This is a genomic window from Gottfriedia solisilvae (assembly GCF_002128405.1).
In the GTDB taxonomy this organism is placed as follows: Bacteria; Bacillota; Bacilli; order Bacillales; family Bacillaceae_G; genus Gottfriedia; species Gottfriedia solisilvae.
Map to the genome: position 1 here is coordinate 254,179 of NZ_NETJ01000004.1, position 24,368 is coordinate 278,546.

The window sequence follows — 24,368 nt, forward strand, 5'->3', positions numbered from 1 at the left end:
AGACCCTTCATTTTACTATTCTAATATAATTATCTTATTGATTAAACCTAATATTAAACGTCGTTCCATCTGGACTTGATACAAAATCAATCGTGGCATTATTTCTTTTTGCGATTGCATAACAGATTGCCAATCCTAGACCTGTACCATTCTCCTTTGAAGTGACAAACGGAGTAGATATTCGATCATTTATTTCAGGAGGAATCCCTTTTCCACTATCTATAATTGATAATACGACCGTACCTTCTTTTATATACGTTTTTATAACAACCGAATCGTGTGGTTTCATCGCATCTAAAGAATTACTAACCATATTCAAAAGAAGCTGGCGAATCTCATTTTGATCAATTTTTATAGTTGGAATACTAGACAATTCTAAATGAATGAACTTATTTTCTTTTAATGCTCTTGTTTCAAGCAATGGATTTAATGTTTTTATGATCCCATTTAAATCATTAAACTCAATTTTATTTGGCTTAACTTTAGCTATATCAAGAAATTCCGAAATGATGTTATTTACGCGGTTCATCTCGTCAATCATTAACGCAAAAATATCCTTATAGTCACTTAAATCATCATTTTCTGAGATTACTTGCAAAAAGCCTTTTACAATTGTAAGTGGATTCCGTACTTCATGAGCGACCCCCGCTGCCATCTCACCAATAATTCTAATTTTCTCTATATACATCTGTTCTTCTTCATACTTTTTCTTCTCTGTTACATCCGTAAATATGGATAAAATCCCATTTTTATCAGGGATAACTCTAATTTCTACATCTCTTTTAGAGTATTCCGTAACAATTTCAAATGTCTGTATTTCCTGTTCATCATAGGCTTTATTATAATATTTATAAACATCAGTTCCGATATAGTTAGGTAGAACATCCCACATACATGCTCCTAATAGCTCTTCTTTTGGCTTCTCAATCATCGCTTCCGCAGCTTTGTTAATAAATACAAATTCCATTTTTGAGTTTAGGTAATAACAACCTTTGACCATATTCATTAGTACATCTTGCATGTCTACGTGTTTAATTAGTCTTTTCTCGTCTAGAAAAGACATATTTTCTAATGATTCCATAAAGATTGTCCTCCTCACCTATAGAATACCAACGTAGATACTAAGAAATAACGGAAGAGACTGTTGAGGAACCCAATATGTATTGTCTATCTTCCAAATTTTCAATATGTTAACTTCCTCTCAATCTAGAATAACATATTTCTAAAATTTCTGAAAATAACGTTACAGGTCATTTCTATTAATTTGATCTATTATTTTTAGTGAACTCTACTTAATTGTTAAACTTTTCACATCAAGCACTTCAAAATGCAATTTACTTTTCATGATAAGTATTCAATAAATACCACATTTTTCCTTTTAAAACTTGCAAATTAATTCTAATTAGACTATCATCTAATTAGATACTTATAAAAGTAGGTGATCAATAATGCAGTTGAATAAGATTGTCGAGTTTCATAAAGCACTAGGTGATCTAAACCGCGTTCGTATAATCGCTTTGCTTCAACAAGGTCAATTGAGTGGGCAAGAGATTGCCGGGAAGTTAGGACTAAAACCACCGACAATCACACATCATATTTCAAAACTTAGAGAAGTTGGCTTAATTAAAGAACGCAGAGATAAGAACACTATCTATTTTTCTATTAATCTAAAGATATTAGAAATGAGTGCAAAATCGATTATGACTGTCGGTACAGGAGGGAATACAAATATGGAAATGTCAGTAACGGAAGAAGAACGTTCAGCCATTATCAATAATTTCTTCACAAAAGATGGAAAATTAAAGATATACCCTGCACAAAGGAAGAAAAAACTAGTAGTCCTTGCACATATGATAAAAGGATTAGAGTTTGGGAGAGTTTATCAAGAAAAAGAGATTAATGAATATTTGAAACAATACCATGAGGACTATGCTACACTTCGACGAGAGCTCATTATGTGTCAATATATGTATCGTGAAAATAGTTTATATGAGTTAAACCCTGTTGAATTGTGGTGGTTAAGTTAATAAATGTGATACCTATTCTAAAATATGAAAAAGCCTACCTCAGAACGAATTCTAGGTAGGTTTTTTAAATATGGAACTTATAGTAAAAATTAGACATTTCGATTTAAGCTGAAATACCCTTCCCACCCTCTGGCTTGAGAGTTGCAATTCTTTCCATTCCTGTAATGATTGGTTTTGCACGTTTGATTAATATTTGTGTAGATTCAAGAGTGAGCGACTCTTGATGAGCTTGCACGCTACACCATACTTCATATACAAACACTGAATTTGGCTCATCCTCGCAAATACTTACATGATACATTTCACATTCATCCAAATTCTCCATTGATTCCGCTGCTTCCAATAAAATATTGACTAACGATTCACGTTCTCCCTCTTTTACTGTAAACTTGCCGAACAATCCAAATTTACTCATTCTTTTTCTCCTTTATGGTGTTTTTTTCATATTACTTATTTCTACAGCGAACTGACATTTACCTATTATTTCCATAAATAAATAAGTTAACATGTAGTCATTAACTAAAAGAATAAGAATTTACATTGCAAACAACACCAACCTAATGGTTAAGTCTGTAAATTTGGCGCGCAATCGATTCGATAATATAAACTACCGGTACTTGTGTAGTAATATTAGCCTCTTCAAAATACTCCTCTGTTACGTAGTATGGAATGTTAATATTAGAGATTTTTGCAATCGTCGACAGCTTGTTATTCGTAATACTAATAATGTTACTTCCCTCTTGTTTTAGCAAATTCAGATGATTAACAGTGAAAGGATTTTCTCCAGAGACTGATAATGCTATCGTTACGCTATTATTCCGAAATTTAGAATGGATTGGAAAATGTGGATCCTTTATATATAGTGAAAATTTTCCTAAACTTGAGAAATACCTTGCTCCATATTCAGCAAGAATTCCAGAGCTTCCTATTCCAATAAAGATTACATTTTCTGCATTTTGTATTTGAATGGCAGCCTCATTAATTTTTTCATCTAGATCACCTTTAATTGTCCGCTCGAAAAACTCAACAATTGAATGATGGGCACTTTTTATATAAGTTCGTTTATCTTCTTCTAAATACATTTTAAGCTTTACTTTAAATTCAGAAAATCCGTCGCAATTTAGCTTTCTACAAAAGCGTAATATCGTTGCTGTTGATACATGAGTTTCATCTGCCAACTCACGAATTCGCATGTAAGCAACCTTATCCATGTTTTGCGAAATATAATTATATAATGATGTTTCTAACTCATTGAAAGAAGCAATACTATCATTTGAAAACATTTCGTATGTATCTCCTTCTATGTAATAGGCACTTATTTTAATTGCTTATACCACTAATTTAACATAAATCACCCTATGAAACATGGTGTTACAATTTCGTCACAAATATTTTCTATTGTTATTAAAAACTAGATTCTGTTCACTTGTTTACTATCTACCTTATTGTCGTTATGATTCCATTGTAGACTACTCATACAGTTATAAATCAAAACACTTAATGATATGAAAAATATTGGGAGGTAAAGAAATGAAACAGTTTAAATTTCCTGAAGGTTTTTTATGGGGTGGTGCAACAGCTGCCAATCAAATGGAAGGCGGCTTTTATGAAGGAAATAAAGGCCTAAATATTGCCGATGTTCTTCCCGGAGGAAAAGAAAGACTTAGCATTTTACAATCTCCTGGCTTTAATTTCGAAATTGATCGAGACAAATATAGTTACCCTAACCATGAAGGAATCGACTTTTATCATCGATACAAGGAAGATATTGCTCTATTTGCTGAAATGGGATTTAAAGTGTTCCGTATGTCAATTGCATGGACGAGAATCTTTCCAAATGGAAATGAATTAACTGCAAATGAAGAAGGATTAGCTTTTTATGACCGTGTGTTTGACGAGTTACACAAATATGGAATTGAACCTGTAGTAACAATTTCCCACTATGAAATGCCTGTAAATCTTGTAAAAGAATTCGGTGGTTGGAGAAACCGCGAAGTTGTTACATTCTTTGAAAGATACGTGAATGCAATCTTTAATCGATACAAAAATAAAGTGAAATATTGGATGACATTCAATGAGATCAATAGTGGTTTAATCATGCCAATTATGGGTCTTGGTTTCTCAATCCAAAAAGAAGAAGATAAATACCAACCTACATTCCAAGCATTTCATCATCAATTTGTTGCAAGTAGCATCGCAGTTAAAGCTTGTCACGAAATTATTCCAGATGCTCAAATTGGTTGTATGATTTTATATGCACCAGTCTATTCTTATGATTCTAATCCTAAAAACGTGATGTACGCCCTGCAAGAAGAACGTTTCTTTAACTACTTCTGTGCAGATGTTCAGGTTAGAGGTGAATATCCTGCTTTTATTAATCGTTTCTTCAAAGAACATAATATTGAGATTGATATGAAGGACGGTGATCTTGAGTTAATTAAAGAAGGAACTGTCGATTATATTGGATTCAGTTATTACATGTCTAGAACAGAGATCAAAGATAAATCAGATTTAGAAAATTCACAAGGAAATCTAATTGGCGGTGTTAAAAATCCATTCCTAAAAGCAAGTGATTGGGGTTGGGAAATCGACCCAGAAGGTTTACGTATTAGCTTAAATCAATTATATGACCGTTACCAAGTTCCATTATTTGTTGTAGAAAACGGATTAGGAGCTTACGACAAAGTAGAGGAAGATGGATCAATTAACGATCATTATCGAATTGATTATCTTCGCGGACACATTAAAGCAATGGCTGAATCTATTGAAGATGGCGTTAATTTAATGGGTTATACTAGCTGGGGTTGTATTGATTTAGTCAGTGCATCATCTGGTGAATTCTCTAAACGTTATGGATTTATTTACGTTGATAAACAAGATGATGGAAGTGGTACATTAGAACGCAAAAAGAAAAAGTCCTTCTTCTGGTATAAAGATGTCATTGCTTCAAACGGCGAAAAACTATAAACATTTCTAACTATTATTTAAGTCCCAGGCATACAGGGACTTTTAGTTTGTAAACAGATTACTAAAAACTAGATATCCAGACTTTCTTGCTATTCATTTAACTTTTACCTTAATAAAGAATATATATTTGTATCAAACGGCACACCATTTTGGTATAGATAATTTCTCAATACCCCTTCTTTTTGAAAGCCCAGTTTAGTCAATAACTTTATTGAAGCTTTATTCTCAGAAAAAACGACTGCGCCAATTCGCTTTAAATCTAACTCTTCAAAGCCATAAGAAACCGCTTTGCTTACAGCCTCAGCTGCGTAACCATTACCCCAATTCTCTGGGAAAAGTGCATAGCTTAGATCCGCTCTCTTGTGCTCTTGTGACCACTCCTGAAATCCAATTGTTCCGATAATACCTTCCTTCCCTTTCAATTCAATACCCCATTTTATCCCACGTTTTTCATTGAAATTCATTGAAAAATTACGAATGATTTGTTTTACTTGGTCTGTGCTTGTTAATGGTTTTTGCCCATAATAACGCAATACTTCTTTATTTGAAAAACAATTTAATATTCCAATAGCATCATTTTCATTTAGTTCTCTCAATACTAACCGTTCAGTTTCTAGTATAGGAAACATTCTCAAACATCCTTCGCCTTAATAATATACCCCTCACAATGTTTAGCTGTTTTAGAAAAGAGTATAATATTTTATTTTTTACGTATCTTCATTTATGGTGTTTTAAAAAAGTAATCTTAATAATTGATTACTATTCTATAGCGATCCTTAACATTCCTTGTTCATTCTAATGCCCGTGCCCGTATTTTAGCTTCTCTAACATCTAGTGGGTTAAATATGAATAAATTTAAATTTTCTATATTTGGAAGAGTCTTTTTTTGAACATAATATTATAATTAGTTAAGATCCGTTTTATCAAATTACAGTAGTTGTGTTATTCATAACTTTTGAAAGGACTGTTTTTATTGAAGATCGCATTTATTGCACATGATGGTAAGAAAGCTGACTTAGTAAATTTTGCAAAAGCATATGAATCGATTTTGTCTAAGCATGAGCTATATTCTACTGGTACAACTGGTACAAGAATTATGGAACAGACAAAATTACAGTTACATCGTTTTAAATCAGGTCCACTTGGTGGAGATCAAGAAATAGGAGCATTAATCGCAAAAAATTTAATGGATATCGTTATTTTCTTTAGAGATCCGCTTACACCGCAACCACATGAGCCTGATATTTTAGCGTTACTTCGCTTATGCGATGTTTATTCAATACCTTTGGCGACGAATATGGGAACTGCAGAAATTTTAATACATGGTTTAGAGCGTGGAGATTTAAATTGGAGAACACTTATTCATGAAAAGGAAAATGAAAATAAGTGATTCTCAGTGGGAGAATCGAAAAGCCGCAATTGCGGCTTATTTTTATGGAATTGTTCATTAATTAGTTGTTTTGTACACAAATTTTTAAAAATTATAAGCCTTTTTTTTAACCTAAATTTCTTTATAGTTAAAGTTAATAATCTAGAGTTTTTTAAGTACTGTCCCAATTTATATATAAGAGAGGAATTAATATGAAAATTGATTCACCCAATATCCCAAGAGAATTACAACTGAGAAACTTTAATGATATTTTTTATGAAGAAGATCCTGAACTTGAAATGTGCGAAATAAACGACTCTGTTTTTGAAAATGAAGTTGTTGAAAGAGCAAGATTATCAAAAATGGTGATTAGAAATTGTAGGTTCAACAATACAGATTTTAGTAAAATCGATTTAATTGATGTACATTTTGAAGACTGTGATTTTTCAAACTGCAATATGAGCAAGTCTTCCATTCACAGAGTCATATTTAAGAATTGTAAATTATTAGGTGTAAATTTCACGGATTCTAGCTTTGGAAATGTACAATTTGATCAATCTGTCTTAAATTTGGCATCACTTGGAGATTCCAAGCTAGAGAAAGTAGTTTTTCAAGATGCTTCGTTAAAAAGTACAGATTTTTATGATTGTAAATTTAAAAAAGTTGATTTTAATAGATGTAATCTTGATGAAGCTAATTTTGAACAAACATCGTTAAAGGGCATTGATATTAGTTCTTCAACATTTAATGTATTAACTGTTTCAATAGAAAGTTTAAATGGATGTAAAGTATCTTCTTATCAAGCGATTCAGTTTGCGAGCTTGATGGGATTGAAGATTACTGATTAGAATATGTTTTAATGCAAAGACATAAATAAAAAAACGAGTCGCAAAAATAGCTACTCGTTTTTTAGATTTCTAAATATTGCTCAAACTTTGGTAAATATGTTAAAAAAAACAGTTCCAAAATACTAATTAAATAATTGATACGAAACTTACGAACTTTGTTTGCTAACAATTATAAAACACAATATGAATATAATAATAGTATAAAATAAATGTATATTTAATAGTAATTCGTTCATATGAAAACTCCTAACATAGCAATCTAGCTTATCGAAGTTGTTTTGCCTTAGTATATTATTATTAACGCTTTACATTTTTCCCCACTTAATCTTTAAAAATTTTATAACAGCATTTAACTTATCTTTTACTTCCATCTTCTTTATGATTTTAGAAATATGTAATCTAGTTGATCTTTCTGAGATAGCAAGCTTATCAGCTATTTGTTTACATGATAAACCTTCTGCAACTAAATTTATGACCTCGTATTCTTTATTTGTTAATAATTTCTTTATATTTATTGCTTTTACAGGTTTATTTTGAAGTGAATTTATTTTTAATCTACTATAATCTTGTATTAATAATTTTAAATACCGATTTTCGATGAATATATATCCTAATGCAACTTGCTTAATTGCTTGAACAAGTTCATCCTCTTCCAGCTTATTCGATAATATTCCCTTCACGCCTAATTCTACTAGCTTCTTAATTTCATTTATTTCTATCTTATTATTAATCGTCATAATTCTAGTTGAGCCATCCGTAGATAATAGCAGTTTTACTTTATGCAGCATTGATTCTTTTGAAACTTTTGTAATAAATATTGTGTTTTGATACTGTTTCTCCATTAAATTTTCAAATTCTATCATCTCTATTTTTAAGTTATAGCAATCTAAAATTCTACAGACCCCAAGAACAATTAATGAATTCTCTACTAGTATTACAGTATTATGTTTATAAATGCGATCTGTTTCTACTTTTGTTATCATTTGCTCCTCCCTTTATCGGAATTTCAAAAGTTTCTTTTATTCGAATCTCAACTAGTGTAGATTTGATGAAGAACTCTCTCCTTCCATTTATTTTCTATCCATCTCAATATATTTACCCTACAAATTCTGAAAACAATATTACCTAACAAGCATCAATTTTTATCCAATTGTGTCTTCCCCCTTTAATAACAGCATTTAAACGATCTTGGACTTGCATCTTTGCTAAAATATTAGAAACATGATTTTTTACTGTTTTCTCAGAAATATATAATCTTTCGGAGATTTGGTTGTTTGTACAACCTTCAGCTAAAAGTTTTAATATTTCATATTCTCTTCTTGTTAATAAAGTATTGATTGATTCAAGATCAACTGTATGTTTTTGTTTATATATTTTTTTATACGATTTATATTCTCTGAAAATTTCATTCGTAAAACGGTAATCAATAAATAAATTTCCTAAATGAACTTGTTTTACTGTCATCACTAAATAAACTTCATCTAAATCAGATTGCAAACATCCCTTTACACCTAAATCAACAAATGCTTCAATTTCATTCACCTTGAGTTCATCCTTTATGATGATCACTTTAGTTGAACTATCATTTTTCAAGATTGATTTAGTTTTTGTTTCCATGTCTTTACTGGCTACTTCACATATAAATATAGAATTTAGACAATCTGTTTGAAACAAATCATCAAAAAATGGAATCCTTTCAACCACTATTTGATAATATTCTAATATTCTACAAATTCCTGAAAGAAACAGTAAACTCTCCACAAATATAACAGTATTATTTTTTCGATTAATGAAGTCTGACTTAGTTGCTAGCATAACTGTCACTCCTTTTTGTGATTTCATTCAAATTTTCTATTCACCATTAATTGGATAAATACAAATCACGATAAATTAATGTTTTTTTGTGATATAAATCACAATATCCGCGTTATTGCTGTTATCACTCCTTATAATTCATACTTCTTTTACTTCACATTTTTTATCATTAAATATGACGTGTACACGTTCTTCTTAATTTATTTTGTTATCCATTTGTGTATTTCTTCACAAAACATCTTACAAAAATGAGTCTCATTGTTCACTCCTGACAGATTCTAATACATAATGATTGAATAACATTGTCAAAAAGGTAAAAAATTTTCATTCCAAACTAGCTAGTTATGAGTCCTATCACAAGTAAAATATAAAATAGTTCCGACTATATTACCACGTTTTTTTTTTACCTTATTAAAAGATAAAAAATAACAATTTAATTGAAAAAGTCCTTTTTTCACCAAATAAAGTTACTGATTTGAAATTAATCTTATTAAGATATTTCTAAGTCTATGAATAAGACAATTAAAAAAAGCAAAATATAATGAACATATAAAATAAAAACGGACATGTAAGGTGATATTTTGGAGCAAAATAAATTTAAGCATTACATAAAGTTGATCTTATTACCCATATCAGTATTTTGTTTAATAATGGCTTACATAGATAAAAATATACAAGTAGGTCTTATTGGTATTGTTCTCCAGATATTTGGATTATTAACTGATTACGCGATATATGGAAGAGAGTCAAAGGAATGATTACTTTCAACTGAACCACATTAGTGTAAGTACTATTACAATTAACCTAGACTTAGTTATTTAGAATACGAAGCATTTAAAAACCTCTAATGTTAGCATTAGAGGTTTTATATTTTCTAAATCTCTGAGATTTTTATTTAAAGTTATACAGTCCCCTACGCTTTATTGAGTGTGTAGAATGATCTCGTTACCTTACTTTTTTATAGAAATATCAGCAAGAGCAGATTCATTGAATCCTTTAACAATCAGCCATATGGCTAAAATGATTTCATTCGCTGCAACTGGCAATGCCATAATAGCACCCAAAACAGAAATTTGTTGAATGAACCCGAACATTACTAACAATGAATAGATAAAAACAACAATTGCTCCAGTAATACCTAGGCATGATATAAACCTAGGTACGAGATTTGATTGATAAAATATATAACTGTACATCAACGTATTTATACCCAACATGAATAATGGACCAAGCATAAATGTCCAGTCATGTACTGCTTTTAATAGAATGCCTGAAGTTTGATAAGCAGCTATTTCTGATGCACCTGCTGCTACAAATTCCCTGCTTAATGTTAACAATGAAAGGACACTGATTACACCAACTGTAATGATAATCGCCTCAAGAAACCTGAAGCTGACATGCCAAAGAGCGATTGTTTCATTATACTTTCGTAAAATTGGAAACATTGTTGTTGCAGTTCCGACAGCTGAAACAACCAGAAGTAACTCCATTAGTGCCCCCAGTACCACTTGGTTGGCGTGTTCAGAGCCTTTGATCAAGTAATCGGGGTCTTTGAGGATTGGATCATACAGTTTCAGACCAATTATCGCCGTAACGGCTGCAAGTAGAAACAGTACTCCCACTATTTTTGCAGATTTTCTATATGAATTCATTTTTCATCTCCACCTTTTATTAAGTTTATAAACGGTAAAGCATATCATCACCATTCTTGCTACTTGGTGTTTTCCCCATAGAAAAATACTTCTTCCAACGGTAAGTTAAAGGCATGAGCGATGCGAAAAGCAAGTTCTAGAGATGGGGAATAATTTCCCTTTTCGAGTGCCACGATGGTTTGTCTTGTTACGCCAACCTTGTCAGCTAATTGCTGTTGGGTCATTTCATCATGGTTGAAACGTAATTTACGAATGTGATTGCCAACAAGATTTTTTCCCATTTTAAACTCCTCTCCTATAATGATAGAGTTTCGTAACAGAACCGGTCACATCGGAAAGAAATCCTGAAAAAATTAAGATTATAAACATCACCTGTGAGGGCTGAAAAAGAATCAGCGATCCCATTGCAAGAAGAAAGCCAATGATAAATACAAAAAATGAATTTCGGTGTGCCTTCAATTCTATTAATTGATCTAGTTCATCTGCAAATGATGGTTCCCTTTCTCTAGTCGTAATTCTATAGATAATATTAAAAATGATACTAATAATGATGTGCGCAACGATTGAAACAATAGTCAAAATAAGGACAAAAGAACCCCAGAAGCGAAAGGTTTCGTTTAATTCCAAACCACCTTTTGGGTACCCAGGGTACATGTACAGGCAATATGATACAAAAATGAGGACGGTGCTAATTAACAAGACGATACTTTTCTTTTCTTGATAAGTCATTTATTTACACCCCCTGTAAACGCAATTTTACTTCGTGTATAGAATTGTATGCATGATGTAAAGAAAAGTTTACATAAAGTAAAATTTAAATTACATAAAAAGACAGAATAAAGCCCAATTTACGAATTATCTCCCCTTTTTTTATGAGGATTTTAGCTGATGGGAAAAAATAAAAACCCTTGAATATTCAAGGATTTTTTATTTGATGTTTACACATGCGTAGGCCTTCAGTCAGAGGTACTTAAGCTTATTGCTTAATTTGAGTTTTCCATGTCTATTTTTTACCTTATTTAAATTTCCATATGGTTAAGAGAATAGGGAAATTCTGATAGCATTATTAATTTTTATTAAGATATACATAATAAAACTGTTGACTCTCCCCTTATGGGAGGCTTTACATTATGTTTTGTAAGCTTTTGAAAGGAGTAAAACAACATGAAAAAACAAAACATGATGTTAGCGATCGTATTAACAAATTTATTTATTGTCTTTTTAGGAATTGGCCTTGTTATCCCGGTTACTCCTTCTATTATGAATGAGTTGAATATATCTGGTTCGGTTGTGGGCTATATGGTAGCAGCATTTGCTATCACTCAGCTAATCATCTCGCCGATTTCAGGTCGCTGGGTAGACCTTTTTGGACGAAAAAGAATGATTATTATAGGATTAATTATTTTTAGTTTTTCAGAACTATTATTTGGGATTGGAAAAACTGTTGAGGTTTTATTTATCTCGCGTATGCTTGGTGGTGTAAGTGCAGCATTCATTATGCCAGCAGTAACGGCATTTATTGCAGATGTCACAACGGTTGAGACACGTGCAAAAGCACTTGGCTATATGTCGGCAGCTATTTCAACAGGATTTATTATAGGACCTGGGGTTGGTGGTTTTTTAGCAGAGATTAGCTCACGCTTACCGTTCTTCTTTGCTTCAGCCTTTGCTGTATTGGCAGCCATATTATCCATTTTATTCGTTCAAGAACCAGAACGAAATCTTGAAAATATAGAAGTAAAAAGCAAAAAAGAAGGAATAAAACGAATTTTTGAACCGATGTATTTTATCTCTTTTATGGTTATATTCATTTCTCAGTTTGGATTAGCAGCCTTTGAATCATTATTCTCTCTATTTGCTGACCATAAATTTGGTTTCACACCAAAGGATATTGCCATCATGATTGCAGGCGGAGGTATTTTTGGAGCGATTTTCCAAGTTTTATTATTCGATCGTCTTACAAAATGGATCGGCGAAATTCGTTTGATACGATATAGTCTGATTCTCTCAACGATACTTGTGTTTCTAATGACTCTTGTGAACTCATACGTTATGATTTTATTTGTTACGGTAACTGTATTTTTAGGCTTTGATTTAATGCGACCGGCATTGACAACTTATTTATCGAAAGTAGCAGGCAATGAACAAGGTTTTGTTGGTGGCATGAACTCGATGTTTACTAGTATCGGTAATATAATCGGTCCAATTATTGGTGGAATTTTATTCGACATCGATTTAAACTATCCGTATTATTTTGCAACAGTTTTATTAGCGATTGGTATTGGGTTAACCCTTGCATGGAAAGAACCTGCATATCGAACAAGCTTAAGCAATCAAAAAGAGTATTCATTATGATGAAAACTAGAAGTCGTTTCTTTTACTAAGGAGGTGAAAGCAATGAAGGAAAAGCTTTACACCATTGGAGAAGTCTCAAAACTGGTGAACATTTCAATTAAGGCCCTTCGTTATTACGATAAAATCAACTTATTTAAACCTGCATATGTCGACCCGGACACTAATTATCGGTACTATAAAGACTCACAACTTCACCTTCTAGATTTAATCAAATCATTAAAATATATTGGTACACCACTAGAAGAAATGAAGGAAGTACAAGGTTTACAAAGAGATGATTTTTTCGCTTTTTTAAGCGAACAAGAACAAATTGTAAGAAAGAAAATTGAATCACTAGTAGAAATCGAAAAAATTATTGCTAATGCCAAAAAGGGATTGCAAAGGCAAATGGAATATCCTTCTCTTGGTCAGGCGTTTATTTTATATGAGGATGAATTAAAAATTTTACAAACCAAAGCTTACGGAATTGATCCGAAAAATATCTTAAATGCTTCATATAGTAAATTAAAGAAATTTGCTGCATCAACAGAAGGATTTAGAAATAATGGTTACGGAGTGATTTTTTCCTATCAACCATACAAACATATTGATGAGGTAAGTTATCAATATTTATTTACACCTGTTCTAACAAATAAACAGATATCATTGCTTACTAGTGATACAGATGTTGCCATCATTCCAAAAGGAAAATACGTATGTATCACATTTAAATCTGTTTCCATAGATGATTATTTTTTAAACTTACAAAAACTAATTCACTATGTAGAACAACACCAATTACAAGTTATCAGCGATATATATGAGTCATTAATTTACAATCATCACTCTCTTAATCAACAAGAAGAATATTTGATAGAAATGAGGGTGCGAATAAGAGAAGAATGCTTTAGTTGATTACAACTTCTGCCTGTAGTTTTTCAAACTAAAGAGCATATAATCTTTTAAAAAAGTACCTTTTTAAAAAATGAAGACACTCTGAAAGTGTCTTCATTTTTTAAATATAGTAAATACATCACTTTCGATTCTATCGAGATCTATTAAAACCTAGATATCTTGTTCCTTGAAATGCAAGCTCGCCTTTGTCTCCTTCAACAAGCATGCCGTATTCAGTATCCTTTACCATAAATTCTAGCCTATCTCCACTTTCCACTTCGAATGTTACAAAATAGCTACTATATGACGAGCTTTCCCCACCGCCATGTACTGATGTTCTTTTAGAAACAACTCTCGCGTTTACATTTAATTTTGGTGAATTGTTATTTTGATTCCATTGAGTAACACCTTTTATAATTGCAAATACAAATATGGATATAACGATTACAAATATGATTCCAATAAAAATAGGACCGAACGTAAATAAAAAATCCCCGCCTGGAGTCATTCTACCCCTCCTAGAAACCTTTTTTTCCCTATTTTAACATATGTATTGTTTATGTTGGTTATTTATAAAATTAACGTGAATCATCTTTATCTTTTTTGAAAATGAACAAACATTGTCTTTAAAATCTAATTAATAAATAATCTACTTCAAATAGCCACCAATCCTTTTTATATCAAGGCTTAGAGGCTATTTTTTACGGTATAGGTTACAAACATTATTGTTCTGGATTTAGTAACTGTTTCTTTTCTTCTGAGGTTTCAAAAGCTTTTAAAATTGATGAAAGAAGCCCTGGAAAACGGTTTTCCAAATCATCCTTTCTTAAAGAAAGAATACGCTGGGTTCCTTGTACACGAACATTCAAAATACCCGCTTCCCTTAAGGTACGAGTGTGATGTGAAAAAGTGGATTTTGCAACGGGCACTCCAATATCTCCACAAGATCTTTCACCTGCATTGTTAACATTTGAAACGATTAATAAACGAACAGGATCGCTTAGAGCAGACAGAACGTTAGATAAATGAATATCAGCGCGATCCGGGTGAAATAAAATCTTCACAATATACCTCCTTAAAATTTTTTCAAGTTTTATGATTGCATTATATCATATCGCATGATATATTTCTATTGTTCTATAAACATCGAAGTATAGAACTTAAAGCGAGGGGAAAAAATGATATCTGAAACTACAATTAATTCTATAAAGGGTAAAGAAACGCGCGTCATGAACGAAGGAATAGTTACTCTCCTGCTTGGTATATCGATTGTACTCGTTATCATGAACACAATGATGTTCAATTTAGCTCTGCCAGATGTTGCGGCAGCATATCAATTATCAGCATCTACAACCTCTTGGATCGTGACTAGTTATTCAATTGTATTTGCGATTTCATCCATTACGTATAGTCGACTAGCAGATTTTATTCCAATCCGAAGACTTTTCATAATTGGAATTCTATCTCTAAGTCTTGCTGCAATCATTGGATTGTTTAGCAATAGCTTTATTATGTTGCTAATTATCCGTATTTTTCAAGCATCTGGAGCTGGTTCAATCCCAGCATTGTCACTGATATTAATTTCACGTTATGTTCCAATAGAGCGTCGCGGAAAAGCGATGGCTATGATTTTGTCCTCAGTATCACTCGGTCTAGGTCTAGGACCTGTTGTTGGAGGAGCAATCGTAGAATATATGGGCTGGCATATTTTGTTTGTCGTAACTTCGATAACTTTACTGTTAGTTCCTCTTTTTGCGATTTTAATTCCAAAAGAGGATCCGAAAAAAGGGTCTTTCGACGTTTTAGGTGCACTATTTATTGGCGTTGGTACTACGGGACTTCTGCTTTTCTTAACTAATCATTCCTGGATCCTGCTAGGGGTTGGTCTAATTGCGCTTTTTCTATTTATCGTACGTATACGATCAGCAAAAGAACCTTTCGTGCTCCCATCACTATTCCTAAATCGCAAATATCTAATTTTAGGGGCAGTTGGTATTGCAGCGTATATCTGTAGTTTTTCAACGCTATTTTTAATGCCACAAATCCTTGTTAAACAATATAGCCTTAGCGCGATTCAAGCCGGGCTTGTGATTTTTCCAGGTTCATTTTTAGCAATGCTTGTCTCACAAAAGGTAGGACGAATCATTGATTCAAAAGGAAACAGTTCGATCATTAGATATATCCCGTTTCTTCTTTTGACATCTGTTATTTTATTCGCTCTATTTGAAGGAGTATCATTTCTTGCAATTATGTTCATTTACATGTTAATGAGTATTAGCTTCACGATCTTATCGAGTAGCATTTCGAATGAAATGTCAAGATTACTATTACCAGCACAAATAGGTTCTGGCCTTGGACTATTTCAGCTTCTTCAATTTTTCAGTGGTGCATTCGGAGTTGCTATATCGGCAAGCGCTCTAAGTTGGCAAAAGAACTTACCGGTAGCCCACGCATACAGTAATATCTATTGGGGCCTAACAATCATCGTCATTCTATCAATTGGATGTGCGATGATTTATGTCCGATCAGCTTTTCGTAAACCCATGACTTCATAGTCAAGTTTTTTCAATAAGTAGGCTAGGGGCAAGAATTAAATAATGAAATTTAGTTCTCAGTCCCTAGTGTTACTACTTATTAAAAGCAGATAGCTTATAGTATGTAATATTATCCTAATGAACTGATTTTACATATCTCTTCATAAAAAACATTCAGTAAATAGTAAAAAGTTTAGTTGGCGATCAATTCTTATTAGAAAATGACTTCCGAATAGCTCCTGTAGTTAGTTAAAAGCTTAATCAATGTACTCCATCAATGACTTTTTTCGTTTTTGGATTCACATTTAGCCAAGCAATTCCTTCATTATAGTTGCCTAAATCACGATAAACTTGGACGGTGTATGTTCCATCCTTTTCTTTTTTTGCATCAAAATGCTGATTATCCGTTAACTCGCCATATGTTTTTTTTACATAGTTTTTTGCAATTTGAATTACCATTCTTTCTTCTACTACTTTTTGTTCTTTTGTCAGTTCTGAGCTCTCTTTCGGCTTATATGTACTATCTACTTTTCCACATCCAGACAAAATGACAACAGCTGAGAGGATGATTAACATTTTTATTTTGAATCGCTTCATTTCCTCACCTCTTGTTTAAGAATTCGATAAAATAAAGTTTAGGACCTCCTCAGGTACTCTTTCTATTTTTCTATTTGAATTATTACTACTCTAGAACAAGCACTTATCTTCAAAAAAAATAGCCGCAGGTAGCGACTCATAAGAACTATTCTTTGATGGATGCAGTAACAATAAATTGGTACGTTCTAATATCAGTAGCAAATGGCTCATCTCCCATTTGTAGCAACTTACGCAAAGGAAATAAATGCGAAATCCATTGTTCACAATATTGATTTGTACTGGTAATTGAGTCAATTTCTGTAATATGATATCCTGTGCTATTAAACAGTTCTAAAATTGTGCTGCGAGTGAAAAAGCGAAGATGAGTCTGATCGAGAATTCCATTTTTCGTATAATTCCAATTACCCGCTATTAATTCTACTAGCGCTGAAATATGTCCAATGTGAGGTATACATGCTAAGATGGTACCATTTTTCTTTAAATAAGGTTTCAACTTTCCAAGTACAGCCCATGGATTTTTTAGATGCTCTAATACATCCCCAAAAATTATATGATCAAAAAATTGTTCTGGATAAGGAAGGTCAATTTTTTCAATATCACCAATTATTACATCAGTTAATTTTTGCTTAGCCTGAACTGCAGCTTCTGGAAATAACTCAATACCATATACTTTTGCATTATATTGTTGTTGTATATAGGCTCCCAGTTTTCCTTCTGAACAACCCACTTCTAATATAGTCGTGCTATTTTGAGATATCTTTTGGAATAGCTTAACGTTTAGACCTTTAAAATAGTCTGAGTGTTTATTTTCGTATAAGCCTTCATAAGAGTCTTTATCCATCCTACTCTCCTTTGATAGCTCCTTATTTCCTGTCATATATTCCTCGAGAAATGTAGTACGAGCTTTTTCAAAAGCCTCTACGTCCAAGTATCTACCACTATTGTGAATACACCATAGATCTTCCATATGAGGTACGCCAACCTCAAAACCATTCCGCTTCATTTCAAACGAATGGGATATATCGTAGAAATGAAAACCTTTAAATAAATCTTCTCTCCAAGGAATATCTGTTTGAGTAATCATCAACAATCCGTCAATTGCATCTACTGACGTGTATGACTCATGCTCGTCAACTTGATTAAAAGATAAAAGTCGGTATGTTTCTGGTATATCGATAACTTTTCCATATAAATTATCGCCTTCCCACCATTTTCCATGTTCCGGAAGTTGTTTACAGCCTACTACACCAATCATTCCAAGTTTAGGATGGTTTGAAAATAAATTAATAATATCAAATAAAATAGTTCGATTAATAAGATAAGTGTCTTGATGGAGATATATTTTATATCTAAAAGGATGTTGTAGAGCCCTATTGTATCCCTCTGCCATACTCTTCGCATCATCAATGCATAGAAAATCGATTTCATAATCTGCTGGAACTTGTAATAAGTCAATATGGGCCCTGCAATATTGATATTCTTCCGGATTGTTAACACAGGTTACAAATAAAAAACCTTTATCATTCATTAGATTCACCTGCTTCTACCGCTTTCTTGGATACTGTAAAAACTCCTCTATATCAGCTATATAAGATACGTATCTCTATCTAAATTGTATACATTCCCACAAGCAGAATAGAACAAAAAAACTAGAGTTGTATTTACTCTAGTTTATGAATTCATTATTTTTATCTTTGAAAAGCAAATTTTATTGCTTTATTGACCAGTGTGGCAGAACTAAAATTTCTTTCCACATTCTCTCCGAAAATTCACCCTATAAACACAAAAAAAGCTTGGGGACTACTCAAGCTCTGTTTGTGTGTAAAAGTATTAAAGGGAATGGGGAATTTTCAACAAAATAGTCCAGTTAGGTTTCATTACATCATTAATCAATACTAGGGTATTTTTGTATTGATTATTACTACACTTTAAATGATAATGATTTTCAATCTCATTGTCAATAGTTTTTAGTCATTTCCTACAAAACAATTTTTAAAGTAATTTAGTTTAAAGTTCTACAAATCCAACTTCCTTCGCTTCATTAGTAAAAATGAACGTAATTTAAAGTATTGACTAGAGTTTAAACCCAATTATTTTATTGCCCCAATTAATAAATATGTAAAATATCTATTCTACCAAATACTGATAGAATTTTTTATCAACCTGTAAAACTGGAAAATTCTCAGGTAGCTCTGTCATTCCGATTGTTGTAAATCCGTTCTTTTCATAAAATCTATGAGCAGCTAGAAATTGTGGGGTCGTTCCTAGATAAATTGCTTTAATTTCATTATCCTGTGCCCACTTAATTGCATTTTTTAATAAGAAACTTGCAGTATTATATTTTGCACCTCGGTAATCCTTATCTACAAACATCTTTCTCAACGCAACTTGTTGATTACCAATATCTAAAAAACTGATTGTGCCGACTACTTTATCCCCAATAAGAGCCAACCAAAAATTCCCTTTACCATTTTGATAAAAATCTCCTATAGAAAACAAATCCGGCTGGTCACTTTTTGTGATCGGAATATTGTACTCTTTTTGTTGTATATTGAGAATTAAATCTACGACTTGGTCCTGATATTCACTAGAGTATTCTTTTACAATAGGACTATTATTCATCAATTTACACCTCCAATAAGTATTTTTACTATCAACTTTGTAGCCTTTCTTTCTTACTTTTATCTCTTTAATTCACTCTAGTGAACAAAATACCCTCTTTTTTGTTCAGGTAAATTTAGATAAGCACAGTAATCATTTAATAATTAACTTATTCAAATATATCAATGTAAATTAGCATAATAAAAAGACAAGGCCGATTGGCCCTGCCTTTTATTTGACTATTACATTTCCTACCATTCCTTCATTGAAATGGTATCGACAAGTCAGTTCATATGTACCCGACATTTTCGGTTGTACGGTAATTGTTTTGGTTTGCCCAGGTTGTACTTCGGTGTCAATGTTGAGCTTTGCCACTGTGAATGTATGCTTTTTGCTACCTACATTTTTTAATAGCAACGTTGTCATTTTTCCATTCGGAATAGTGATGACTTTTGGATTAAAGTAATCATCGTTCAACTGGACCTCAATCGTATTCGCTGTAAGGGGCTGTTTTGCAAGGCTAGATGCAGCGAAAACACTAAGTGAACCTGTAGTTGTCACCGCCATAATCACCGCTAATAAAACCACCACTCCATTTAACCACTTTTTCACAGACATACAATCCCTCCTTTCCTATGTTATTGTTTTCCAATTTATGAAATATTATCATTATATTTTTGTAGCTGACTTGTTTCAGGAGCTAAATCAACTGAACACTTTATGGAATAATCACTTTTAAAAGATGCAGGTCACAAGTGACAATAATTGAGGCCAATACAAGAAATTAAAACCATGTATAGTTATTACGCCTTAATTTCTATACTCACGAATAGAAACAACAGTTTAAATGTTCTCTTTACAAATCGGTTGCGTATGTTATACTCTTCTTGGTTAATTACTAGATTAGTGATCAAAGGAGTAACCACATGATGATTCAAGATGTGTACCTTTCTATAAAACAGGGAGAAACAGCTACGAAAAAGGATAGAATACCTATTTCCTATAAGGAAACTTTGATAGGACGCACTTGGGGTAATGTCATCCCCGATATTCCTTTTACAAATCAATATATTTCTAGAAAGCATGCCTTAATTCAGTTTGATCAGGAAAACTACACTATAGTTGATCTTATGAGTAAACATGGTACTCAGGTCAATCATACTTTCATAGAAAAAAACAAACCCGTTTTCCTTCGTGATGGGGATATTATTAGTCTTGCAAGTGGTGCCGCAGTACTCACCTTTCATAACCCTTCTGAAAAGAACTTCGGAGACACACTTGATATGCCATTATTTATAGATAAACATTTAAACGAATTGAATGGCCTAACTGTGAATGTTGTTAGAAGAGAAGTATTAATTGATGGTGTTAAAATTCACCTTACAAGTAAAGACACAGAATTATTTCTATTGTTATACGAAAAAGCCAATAGTGCAGTTAGTTATAACGAAATTAAAGTAGATGTATGGCCAGAACGTCTTACAAATGAATCGGATCAGCCGGATGTAGGTCGCGAAGAAATTAATACTCTTGTATATAGATTACGGAAGAAGTTAGGTAAATACGGACAATGTATCATTTCTGTCCCTCGATTTGGATATATGTTAGATTTAGAAAGCATGTAATCTGTTTTTAATGATTACAACAAGAGAATTGTATCGTTTTAATTTATAATAATTAGGTGGATATATTAAATAAAATAGAAAAAGAGTGTAGATATGATTTTCATATTCTACACTCTTTTTTATGTTATTTTTATGTTCTAGACTTAACTTAAGAAAGTGTCGCTTTTAACTTTTTTTCTATAATTATTAATTCAATATATATTCCAATTAGAGTACTTAATACGCCTCCTAAAAGAATCATTGCACTTACATATTCTGGTAAGTTTGAAAGTAGATAAACTAGTAATGTTCCAACGATTATTAATAAAAAAATCAATTAAAATACCCCCTTATCATTTTAGAATTTAATCATTCATCTGCTTTAATTACATGAGTCCAACTTGAACTATTACTCCCTTTTTTGATGTTCATTCGAGTAACCATAAATTGACTAATCAGAGCCTATTTTTCAGTACCAAAAGGTTAAATCCCTTATCATATGTAGACAAAAATAAAGATGTTTTACTCTTATCATGGTATACCTACACGGTTTTTCACTCAATAGCACACCGATAACAAAACACTAACAATTATATTGAATTTCATAAATCAGTTATGATAGGAAATACTATCTTTGGAGGTGAAGACGCTATGAGTAAAAAATCAAGTGGAAGAGGACAAAAAGCTCCAAGTGTAAACCCACAAGGTTATGGAAAAGACGTTGAATTTTCAACTGAGCCTAAAAGTGAGCTACAGAATTTAGCAAAAAAATCAAACAAAAAATGAATCAATAATAAGAACTGATTCTCTTTAAACGACAAAAATAACCATCATTGGGGATGAAGCGTACTCCCACTGATGGTTTATATTCATTTTCATATTTTATTTAAATCCTCATAAATACAAATTAAAAAGGATTAAGCCCTGTGCAATAAAGGGTTCAATCCTCGAAAGTAGCTTAGATTTATTTTTTATCTAACTTTATGGCTGCAGTTTAATTAAACCTTTACTAAAACTTCAGTACCATCATTAGCTTTGACATCCACTAGGACAAGCCCTTTATGTTTTCGTAATTCTTTAACCACTAATTTGAGAAGTTTTTTGTCTATTTGTGGAATGGTCAAAGTAAACTTTTTATCATCCGTGTATCCATCTTGATGATTTAACCATTTATTCATTTGATTATGAAGAATTTTAGAAGAAAGAATAGAAATACCTAAATGTAAAATGGCATATGGAACTGGGATCGTGAAGCGAGCTTCTTTAGTTTTCACTTTTAGCTTTAGCATAAGCAAGCCCTATTCAATGATGACAGAAACTATATCGCCGTTTCCAGTTTGAATATCCACAAGCTGACCATCCAATTCGTTTTCAATTGCTTCAACTATAAGATTAATGTCAATATCCTTTACATATTTTTCTGATTCAGGAATACTTGCTAAGATGCTATTTCCAGCAACTAATAGAGCCTTAACAAGTTTGATTGGAACATTGATTTTAACGTTATCATTTTCAGCAGATAGAACACGAATTTTCAATATTTTTTCTGCATAATTAGATGATTTATACGTTTGATTGCTTCCTGCTTCTTTTTCTTTTAGCACATCAATTAGTTCCGATGCTTTTTCTGCATCAATTTTTCCGTCTTTCACCATCGTTAATACTTTTGCGATTTCTTCTTTCATCATAAATTCCTCCTATTCCTCTTTTAATAACCTAATTGCTTCTTCTGTAGAAATTTCTCCATTTTCTAGCATTGCAACAACCTTTTTCTCATCTACTTCATTTTTCTTCTTTGTCTCGTAGCCAAGTGATGTGATAATGTCAGTGAGTTTACCTCTAACAGTTGGATAAGAAATACCAAGCTCTTTTTCTACCTCTTTGATGTTCCCCCTACATACCAGGAATACTTCTACAAAATGAAGTTGTTCCTTCGACAAGGAGGAAAAAGGTGAAAGCTCAAACTCATTTTCAATTGTTGTGTGGCAGTGAGTGCAATTTAGTTTTGTAATTTTTAAAGTCTTGCTGCAAACAGGGCAATTTGTAATTACTGGATAAGCCATAATCAAATCCTTTCTTTCATTTGATTAGATTATATGATGATAAATTAAAAAAGTAAACACTTAAATTTTAAAATATTTAATTTTAACTTTAATAATATTAATAACTATATTAATTATATTGATTTTATTGATTAACATTCTTAAAAAAGACTACTCCTTCTTGATTGATGACCTAAATTACATATTCGACTTGGATCACTAAGTTACTCTGTTTAACAAAATACTGTCGCTTAACGCAATAAAAAAATCGACTATAAAGTCGATCATGTCGTATAAGCATTAGTTTGTCATTAATGAATCAGGGTTCCAGCCATTACAATGAACAGAAGATTAATCGTTATTCCATGGTAGTCTATTTTCGAGTTAATCATTTTTTATCGTGATTTAAGTACCATGCTACTTTTCGTCAGTGGAATCAATTCTTTCAAATTCAATATGTTTATCGGTACGGCGGTCATATGTACCAGTTAATGCATCCATAAAGTCTTCAGTTAAGTCTACTTTCCATTCATCTCCAACTTTTACTAATTTAATTTTTACTGGTAATGTCACTTTTTCTGCAGAAGGACTTTCAACAACCTTTAAAACGTAAGGAATTGTATCAACTACATGGGACTCAATTGAATCTTTTTCTAATATTTCTTTTCTTATTTTTTCGAATGCTATATCTTGCGCTTTACGTTTGTCGATTGCTATGATCTTTACACTTATTGATGCTTGTTTATCATCTTTTTTAATTTTACCAATTTCATATTTTATTTTTTTAAACACGAACCCATTATATTTATCTTGTGTTTCCTCAAGGAAATATTCTTTTGCATCTGAATTTTTAATATAACTTGAAGCACTTTTCCAATTACCTTTTTGAATATTTTTTAAAAAAGTATTTGTACTTTTCTGAGGTGAATTGAAACTTCCATTCCAAACTATAAAACCTACTATAGTTATGATTATTGCAAATAATACAACAATTTTCTTCATTATGTTCTCCTATTTCTTCTAATGATGTCAATGAAACCTTACCTATTTTAACTTATAACTTAATAAGAAAATAGCATTTTTT

General features: G+C 31.9%; 29 protein-coding genes. 9 read left to right on the forward strand and 20 right to left on the reverse strand.

Annotated elements, in window-relative coordinates; translation table 11 throughout:
- Positions 1-34: 34 nt before the first annotated feature.
- Positions 35-1,081, reverse strand: coding sequence for a two-component system sensor histidine kinase NtrB (locus tag CAB05_RS14545; protein ID WP_088001002.1), 1,047 nt, complete (start codon positions 1,079-1,081; stop codon positions 35-37).
- A 367-nt stretch (positions 1,082-1,448) separates the two neighbouring features.
- Between CAB05_RS14545 and CAB05_RS14550 the strand changes: the two genes are divergently transcribed.
- Positions 1,449-2,027, forward strand: coding sequence for a DUF2087 domain-containing protein (locus tag CAB05_RS14550; protein WP_088001005.1), 579 nt, complete (start codon positions 1,449-1,451; stop codon positions 2,025-2,027).
- Positions 2,028-2,130: 103 nt separating this feature from the next.
- On the opposite strand, the gene CAB05_RS14555 is transcribed toward CAB05_RS14550, so the two are convergent.
- Both CAB05_RS14555 and CAB05_RS14560 read right to left on the reverse strand, forming a co-directional pair.
- Positions 2,131-2,442, reverse strand: a complete 312-nt coding sequence (locus CAB05_RS14555) for a putative quinol monooxygenase (protein WP_088001007.1) — start codon at positions 2,440-2,442, stop codon at positions 2,131-2,133.
- Between the two features lie 142 nt (positions 2,443-2,584).
- Complete coding sequence (locus CAB05_RS14560) at positions 2,585-3,310, reverse strand: MurR/RpiR family transcriptional regulator (RefSeq protein ID WP_088001009.1); 726 nt, start codon at positions 3,308-3,310, stop codon at positions 2,585-2,587.
- 247 nt (positions 3,311-3,557) lie between these two features.
- On the opposite strand from CAB05_RS14560, the gene CAB05_RS14565 reads away from it, so the two are divergent.
- Complete coding sequence (locus CAB05_RS14565) at positions 3,558-4,994, forward strand: glycoside hydrolase family 1 protein (RefSeq protein WP_088001011.1); 1,437 nt, start codon at positions 3,558-3,560, stop codon at positions 4,992-4,994.
- Positions 4,995-5,098: 104 nt separating this feature from the next.
- On the opposite strand, the gene CAB05_RS14570 is transcribed toward CAB05_RS14565, so the two are convergent.
- Positions 5,099-5,623: a GNAT family N-acetyltransferase gene (locus tag CAB05_RS14570; RefSeq protein WP_088001013.1), complete on the reverse strand. Its 525-nt coding sequence runs from the start codon at positions 5,621-5,623 to the stop codon at positions 5,099-5,101.
- A gap of 344 nt (positions 5,624-5,967) precedes the next feature.
- Here CAB05_RS14570 and CAB05_RS14575 point away from each other — a divergent pair, with 344 nt between their 5' ends.
- Both CAB05_RS14575 and CAB05_RS14580 read left to right on the forward strand, forming a co-directional pair.
- Positions 5,968-6,384 carry a methylglyoxal synthase gene (locus CAB05_RS14575; protein WP_088001015.1) on the forward strand — a complete coding sequence of 139 codons (417 nt, stop codon included), beginning with the start codon at positions 5,968-5,970 and terminating at the stop codon, positions 6,382-6,384.
- Positions 6,385-6,575: 191 nt separating this feature from the next.
- A complete protein-coding gene (locus tag CAB05_RS14580) occupies positions 6,576-7,211 on the forward strand; it encodes a pentapeptide repeat-containing protein (RefSeq protein WP_088001017.1) in 636 nt (211 codons plus the stop codon).
- Positions 7,212-7,516: 305 nt separating this feature from the next.
- Here CAB05_RS14580 and CAB05_RS14585 read toward each other — a convergent pair whose 3' ends face one another.
- The 5 genes from CAB05_RS14585 to CAB05_RS14605 all read right to left on the reverse strand — a co-directional run bounded on the left by CAB05_RS14585 (position 7,517) and on the right by CAB05_RS14605 (position 11,407).
- Positions 7,517-8,194: a response regulator transcription factor gene (locus tag CAB05_RS14585; RefSeq protein ID WP_088001020.1), complete on the reverse strand. Its 678-nt coding sequence runs from the start codon at positions 8,192-8,194 to the stop codon at positions 7,517-7,519.
- 142 nt (positions 8,195-8,336) lie between these two features.
- The gene (locus CAB05_RS14590; RefSeq protein ID WP_158093280.1) at positions 8,337-9,026 is read right to left on the reverse strand and encodes a response regulator transcription factor; all 690 of its coding nucleotides are present in this window, start codon (positions 9,024-9,026) and stop codon (positions 8,337-8,339) included.
- A 950-nt stretch (positions 9,027-9,976) separates the two neighbouring features.
- On the reverse strand, positions 9,977-10,678 hold the full coding sequence (locus CAB05_RS14595) for a DUF4386 domain-containing protein (protein ID WP_088001022.1): 702 nt from the start codon (positions 10,676-10,678) through the stop codon (positions 9,977-9,979).
- A 59-nt stretch (positions 10,679-10,737) separates the two neighbouring features.
- Positions 10,738-10,959 carry a helix-turn-helix transcriptional regulator gene (locus CAB05_RS14600; protein ID WP_088001024.1) on the reverse strand — a complete coding sequence of 74 codons (222 nt, stop codon included), beginning with the start codon at positions 10,957-10,959 and terminating at the stop codon, positions 10,738-10,740.
- A gap of 1 nt (position 10,960) precedes the next feature.
- Positions 10,961-11,407: a hypothetical protein gene (locus tag CAB05_RS14605; RefSeq protein WP_088001026.1), complete on the reverse strand. Its 447-nt coding sequence runs from the start codon at positions 11,405-11,407 to the stop codon at positions 10,961-10,963.
- A 435-nt stretch (positions 11,408-11,842) separates the two neighbouring features.
- Here CAB05_RS14605 and norA point away from each other — a divergent pair, with 435 nt between their 5' ends.
- Together norA and CAB05_RS14615 are read left to right on the forward strand one after the other, a co-directional pair.
- Positions 11,843-13,033 carry a multidrug efflux MFS transporter NorA gene (norA, locus tag CAB05_RS14610; RefSeq protein ID WP_088001028.1) on the forward strand — a complete coding sequence of 397 codons (1,191 nt, stop codon included), beginning with the start codon at positions 11,843-11,845 and terminating at the stop codon, positions 13,031-13,033.
- Positions 13,034-13,075: 42 nt separating this feature from the next.
- The gene (locus tag CAB05_RS14615) at positions 13,076-13,927 is read left to right on the forward strand and encodes a MerR family transcriptional regulator (protein ID WP_088001030.1); all 852 of its coding nucleotides are present in this window, start codon (positions 13,076-13,078) and stop codon (positions 13,925-13,927) included.
- A gap of 130 nt (positions 13,928-14,057) precedes the next feature.
- Here the strand turns inward: CAB05_RS14615 and CAB05_RS14620 are convergent, their stop codons facing one another.
- A complete protein-coding gene (locus tag CAB05_RS14620) occupies positions 14,058-14,414 on the reverse strand; it encodes a DUF2500 domain-containing protein (protein WP_088001032.1) in 357 nt (118 codons plus the stop codon).
- A gap of 214 nt (positions 14,415-14,628) precedes the next feature.
- A complete protein-coding gene (locus tag CAB05_RS14625) occupies positions 14,629-14,970 on the reverse strand; it encodes an ArsR/SmtB family transcription factor (RefSeq protein ID WP_088001034.1) in 342 nt (113 codons plus the stop codon).
- A 114-nt stretch (positions 14,971-15,084) separates the two neighbouring features.
- Between CAB05_RS14625 and CAB05_RS14630 the strand changes: the two genes are divergently transcribed.
- Complete coding sequence (locus CAB05_RS14630; protein ID WP_088001036.1) at positions 15,085-16,461, forward strand: MFS transporter; 1,377 nt, start codon at positions 15,085-15,087, stop codon at positions 16,459-16,461.
- A gap of 240 nt (positions 16,462-16,701) precedes the next feature.
- Here the strand turns inward: CAB05_RS14630 and CAB05_RS14635 are convergent, their stop codons facing one another.
- The 4 genes from CAB05_RS14635 to CAB05_RS14650 all read right to left on the reverse strand — a co-directional run bounded on the left by CAB05_RS14635 (position 16,702) and on the right by CAB05_RS14650 (position 20,256).
- Complete coding sequence (locus CAB05_RS14635; protein ID WP_088001038.1) at positions 16,702-17,037, reverse strand: hypothetical protein; 336 nt, start codon at positions 17,035-17,037, stop codon at positions 16,702-16,704.
- A gap of 145 nt (positions 17,038-17,182) precedes the next feature.
- Positions 17,183-18,565: a glycosyltransferase gene (locus CAB05_RS14640; RefSeq protein WP_088001040.1), complete on the reverse strand. Its 1,383-nt coding sequence runs from the start codon at positions 18,563-18,565 to the stop codon at positions 17,183-17,185.
- Between the two features lie 599 nt (positions 18,566-19,164).
- Positions 19,165-19,659: a GNAT family N-acetyltransferase gene (locus CAB05_RS14645; RefSeq protein WP_088001042.1), complete on the reverse strand. Its 495-nt coding sequence runs from the start codon at positions 19,657-19,659 to the stop codon at positions 19,165-19,167.
- Between the two features lie 210 nt (positions 19,660-19,869).
- The gene (locus CAB05_RS14650; RefSeq protein ID WP_088001044.1) at positions 19,870-20,256 is read right to left on the reverse strand and encodes a cupredoxin domain-containing protein; all 387 of its coding nucleotides are present in this window, start codon (positions 20,254-20,256) and stop codon (positions 19,870-19,872) included.
- Between the two features lie 308 nt (positions 20,257-20,564).
- Here CAB05_RS14650 and CAB05_RS14655 point away from each other — a divergent pair, with 308 nt between their 5' ends.
- Positions 20,565-21,263 carry an FHA domain-containing protein gene (locus CAB05_RS14655; protein WP_088001046.1) on the forward strand — a complete coding sequence of 233 codons (699 nt, stop codon included), beginning with the start codon at positions 20,565-20,567 and terminating at the stop codon, positions 21,261-21,263.
- 148 nt (positions 21,264-21,411) lie between these two features.
- On the opposite strand, the gene CAB05_RS22170 is transcribed toward CAB05_RS14655, so the two are convergent.
- Complete coding sequence (locus CAB05_RS22170; protein WP_158093281.1) at positions 21,412-21,579, reverse strand: hypothetical protein; 168 nt, start codon at positions 21,577-21,579, stop codon at positions 21,412-21,414.
- Between the two features lie 314 nt (positions 21,580-21,893).
- Here CAB05_RS22170 and sspL point away from each other — a divergent pair, with 314 nt between their 5' ends.
- Positions 21,894-22,028, forward strand: coding sequence for a small, acid-soluble spore protein L (gene sspL, locus CAB05_RS14660; RefSeq protein WP_088001048.1), 135 nt, complete (start codon positions 21,894-21,896; stop codon positions 22,026-22,028).
- Positions 22,029-22,240: 212 nt separating this feature from the next.
- Here the strand turns inward: sspL and CAB05_RS14665 are convergent, their stop codons facing one another.
- The 4 genes from CAB05_RS14665 to CAB05_RS14680 form a co-directional block, all read right to left on the reverse strand.
- Positions 22,241-22,531 carry a hypothetical protein gene (locus tag CAB05_RS14665; RefSeq protein WP_088001050.1) on the reverse strand — a complete coding sequence of 97 codons (291 nt, stop codon included), beginning with the start codon at positions 22,529-22,531 and terminating at the stop codon, positions 22,241-22,243.
- A gap of 9 nt (positions 22,532-22,540) precedes the next feature.
- Positions 22,541-22,927, reverse strand: a complete 387-nt coding sequence (locus CAB05_RS14670) for an SHOCT-like domain-containing protein (protein WP_088001052.1) — start codon at positions 22,925-22,927, stop codon at positions 22,541-22,543.
- Positions 22,928-22,939: 12 nt separating this feature from the next.
- Positions 22,940-23,305, reverse strand: coding sequence for a DUF2089 domain-containing protein (locus CAB05_RS14675; protein ID WP_088001054.1), 366 nt, complete (start codon positions 23,303-23,305; stop codon positions 22,940-22,942).
- Positions 23,306-23,701: 396 nt separating this feature from the next.
- Positions 23,702-24,286 (reverse strand): hypothetical protein, encoded by a 585-nt coding sequence (locus tag CAB05_RS14680; RefSeq protein ID WP_088001056.1) that lies wholly within the window; start codon positions 24,284-24,286, stop codon positions 23,702-23,704.
- Positions 24,287-24,368 lie beyond the last annotated feature (82 nt).

Excerpts from the sequence above, each read along its gene's own strand:
- CAB05_RS14545 (WP_088001002.1), bottom strand. The coding sequence starts at position 1,081 with ATGGAATCATTAGAAAATATGTCTTTTCTAGACGAGAAAAGACTAATT.
- CAB05_RS14550 (WP_088001005.1), top strand. The coding sequence starts at position 1,449 with ATGCAGTTGAATAAGATTGTCGAGTTTCATAAAGCACTAGGTGATCTA.
- CAB05_RS14555 (WP_088001007.1), bottom strand. The coding sequence starts at position 2,442 with ATGAGTAAATTTGGATTGTTCGGCAAGTTTACAGTAAAAGAGGGAGAA.
- CAB05_RS14560 (WP_088001009.1), bottom strand. The coding sequence starts at position 3,310 with ATGTTTTCAAATGATAGTATTGCTTCTTTCAATGAGTTAGAAACATCA.
- CAB05_RS14565 (WP_088001011.1), top strand. The coding sequence starts at position 3,558 with ATGAAACAGTTTAAATTTCCTGAAGGTTTTTTATGGGGTGGTGCAACA.
- CAB05_RS14570 (WP_088001013.1), bottom strand. The coding sequence starts at position 5,623 with ATGTTTCCTATACTAGAAACTGAACGGTTAGTATTGAGAGAACTAAAT.
- CAB05_RS14580 (WP_088001017.1), top strand. The coding sequence starts at position 6,576 with ATGAAAATTGATTCACCCAATATCCCAAGAGAATTACAACTGAGAAAC.
- CAB05_RS14585 (WP_088001020.1), bottom strand. The coding sequence starts at position 8,194 with ATGATAACAAAAGTAGAAACAGATCGCATTTATAAACATAATACTGTA.
- CAB05_RS14590 (WP_158093280.1), bottom strand. The coding sequence starts at position 9,026 with ATGCTAGCAACTAAGTCAGACTTCATTAATCGAAAAAATAATACTGTT.
- CAB05_RS14595 (WP_088001022.1), bottom strand. The coding sequence starts at position 10,678 with ATGAATTCATATAGAAAATCTGCAAAAATAGTGGGAGTACTGTTTCTA.
- CAB05_RS14600 (WP_088001024.1), bottom strand. The coding sequence starts at position 10,959 with ATGGGAAAAAATCTTGTTGGCAATCACATTCGTAAATTACGTTTCAAC.
- CAB05_RS14605 (WP_088001026.1), bottom strand. The coding sequence starts at position 11,407 with ATGACTTATCAAGAAAAGAAAAGTATCGTCTTGTTAATTAGCACCGTC.
- norA (WP_088001028.1), top strand. The coding sequence starts at position 11,843 with ATGAAAAAACAAAACATGATGTTAGCGATCGTATTAACAAATTTATTT.
- CAB05_RS14615 (WP_088001030.1), top strand. The coding sequence starts at position 13,076 with ATGAAGGAAAAGCTTTACACCATTGGAGAAGTCTCAAAACTGGTGAAC.
- CAB05_RS14620 (WP_088001032.1), bottom strand. The coding sequence starts at position 14,414 with ATGACTCCAGGCGGGGATTTTTTATTTACGTTCGGTCCTATTTTTATT.
- CAB05_RS14630 (WP_088001036.1), top strand. The coding sequence starts at position 15,085 with ATGATATCTGAAACTACAATTAATTCTATAAAGGGTAAAGAAACGCGC.
- CAB05_RS14635 (WP_088001038.1), bottom strand. The coding sequence starts at position 17,037 with ATGAAGCGATTCAAAATAAAAATGTTAATCATCCTCTCAGCTGTTGTC.
- CAB05_RS14640 (WP_088001040.1), bottom strand. The coding sequence starts at position 18,565 with ATGAATGATAAAGGTTTTTTATTTGTAACCTGTGTTAACAATCCGGAA.
- CAB05_RS14645 (WP_088001042.1), bottom strand. The coding sequence starts at position 19,659 with ATGAATAATAGTCCTATTGTAAAAGAATACTCTAGTGAATATCAGGAC.
- CAB05_RS14650 (WP_088001044.1), bottom strand. The coding sequence starts at position 20,256 with ATGTCTGTGAAAAAGTGGTTAAATGGAGTGGTGGTTTTATTAGCGGTG.
- CAB05_RS14655 (WP_088001046.1), top strand. The coding sequence starts at position 20,565 with ATGATGATTCAAGATGTGTACCTTTCTATAAAACAGGGAGAAACAGCT.
- sspL (WP_088001048.1), top strand. The coding sequence starts at position 21,894 with ATGAGTAAAAAATCAAGTGGAAGAGGACAAAAAGCTCCAAGTGTAAAC.
- CAB05_RS14665 (WP_088001050.1), bottom strand. The coding sequence starts at position 22,531 with ATGCTAAAGCTAAAAGTGAAAACTAAAGAAGCTCGCTTCACGATCCCA.
- CAB05_RS14670 (WP_088001052.1), bottom strand. The coding sequence starts at position 22,927 with ATGAAAGAAGAAATCGCAAAAGTATTAACGATGGTGAAAGACGGAAAA.
- CAB05_RS14675 (WP_088001054.1), bottom strand. The coding sequence starts at position 23,305 with ATGGCTTATCCAGTAATTACAAATTGCCCTGTTTGCAGCAAGACTTTA.
- CAB05_RS14680 (WP_088001056.1), bottom strand. The coding sequence starts at position 24,286 with ATGAAGAAAATTGTTGTATTATTTGCAATAATCATAACTATAGTAGGT.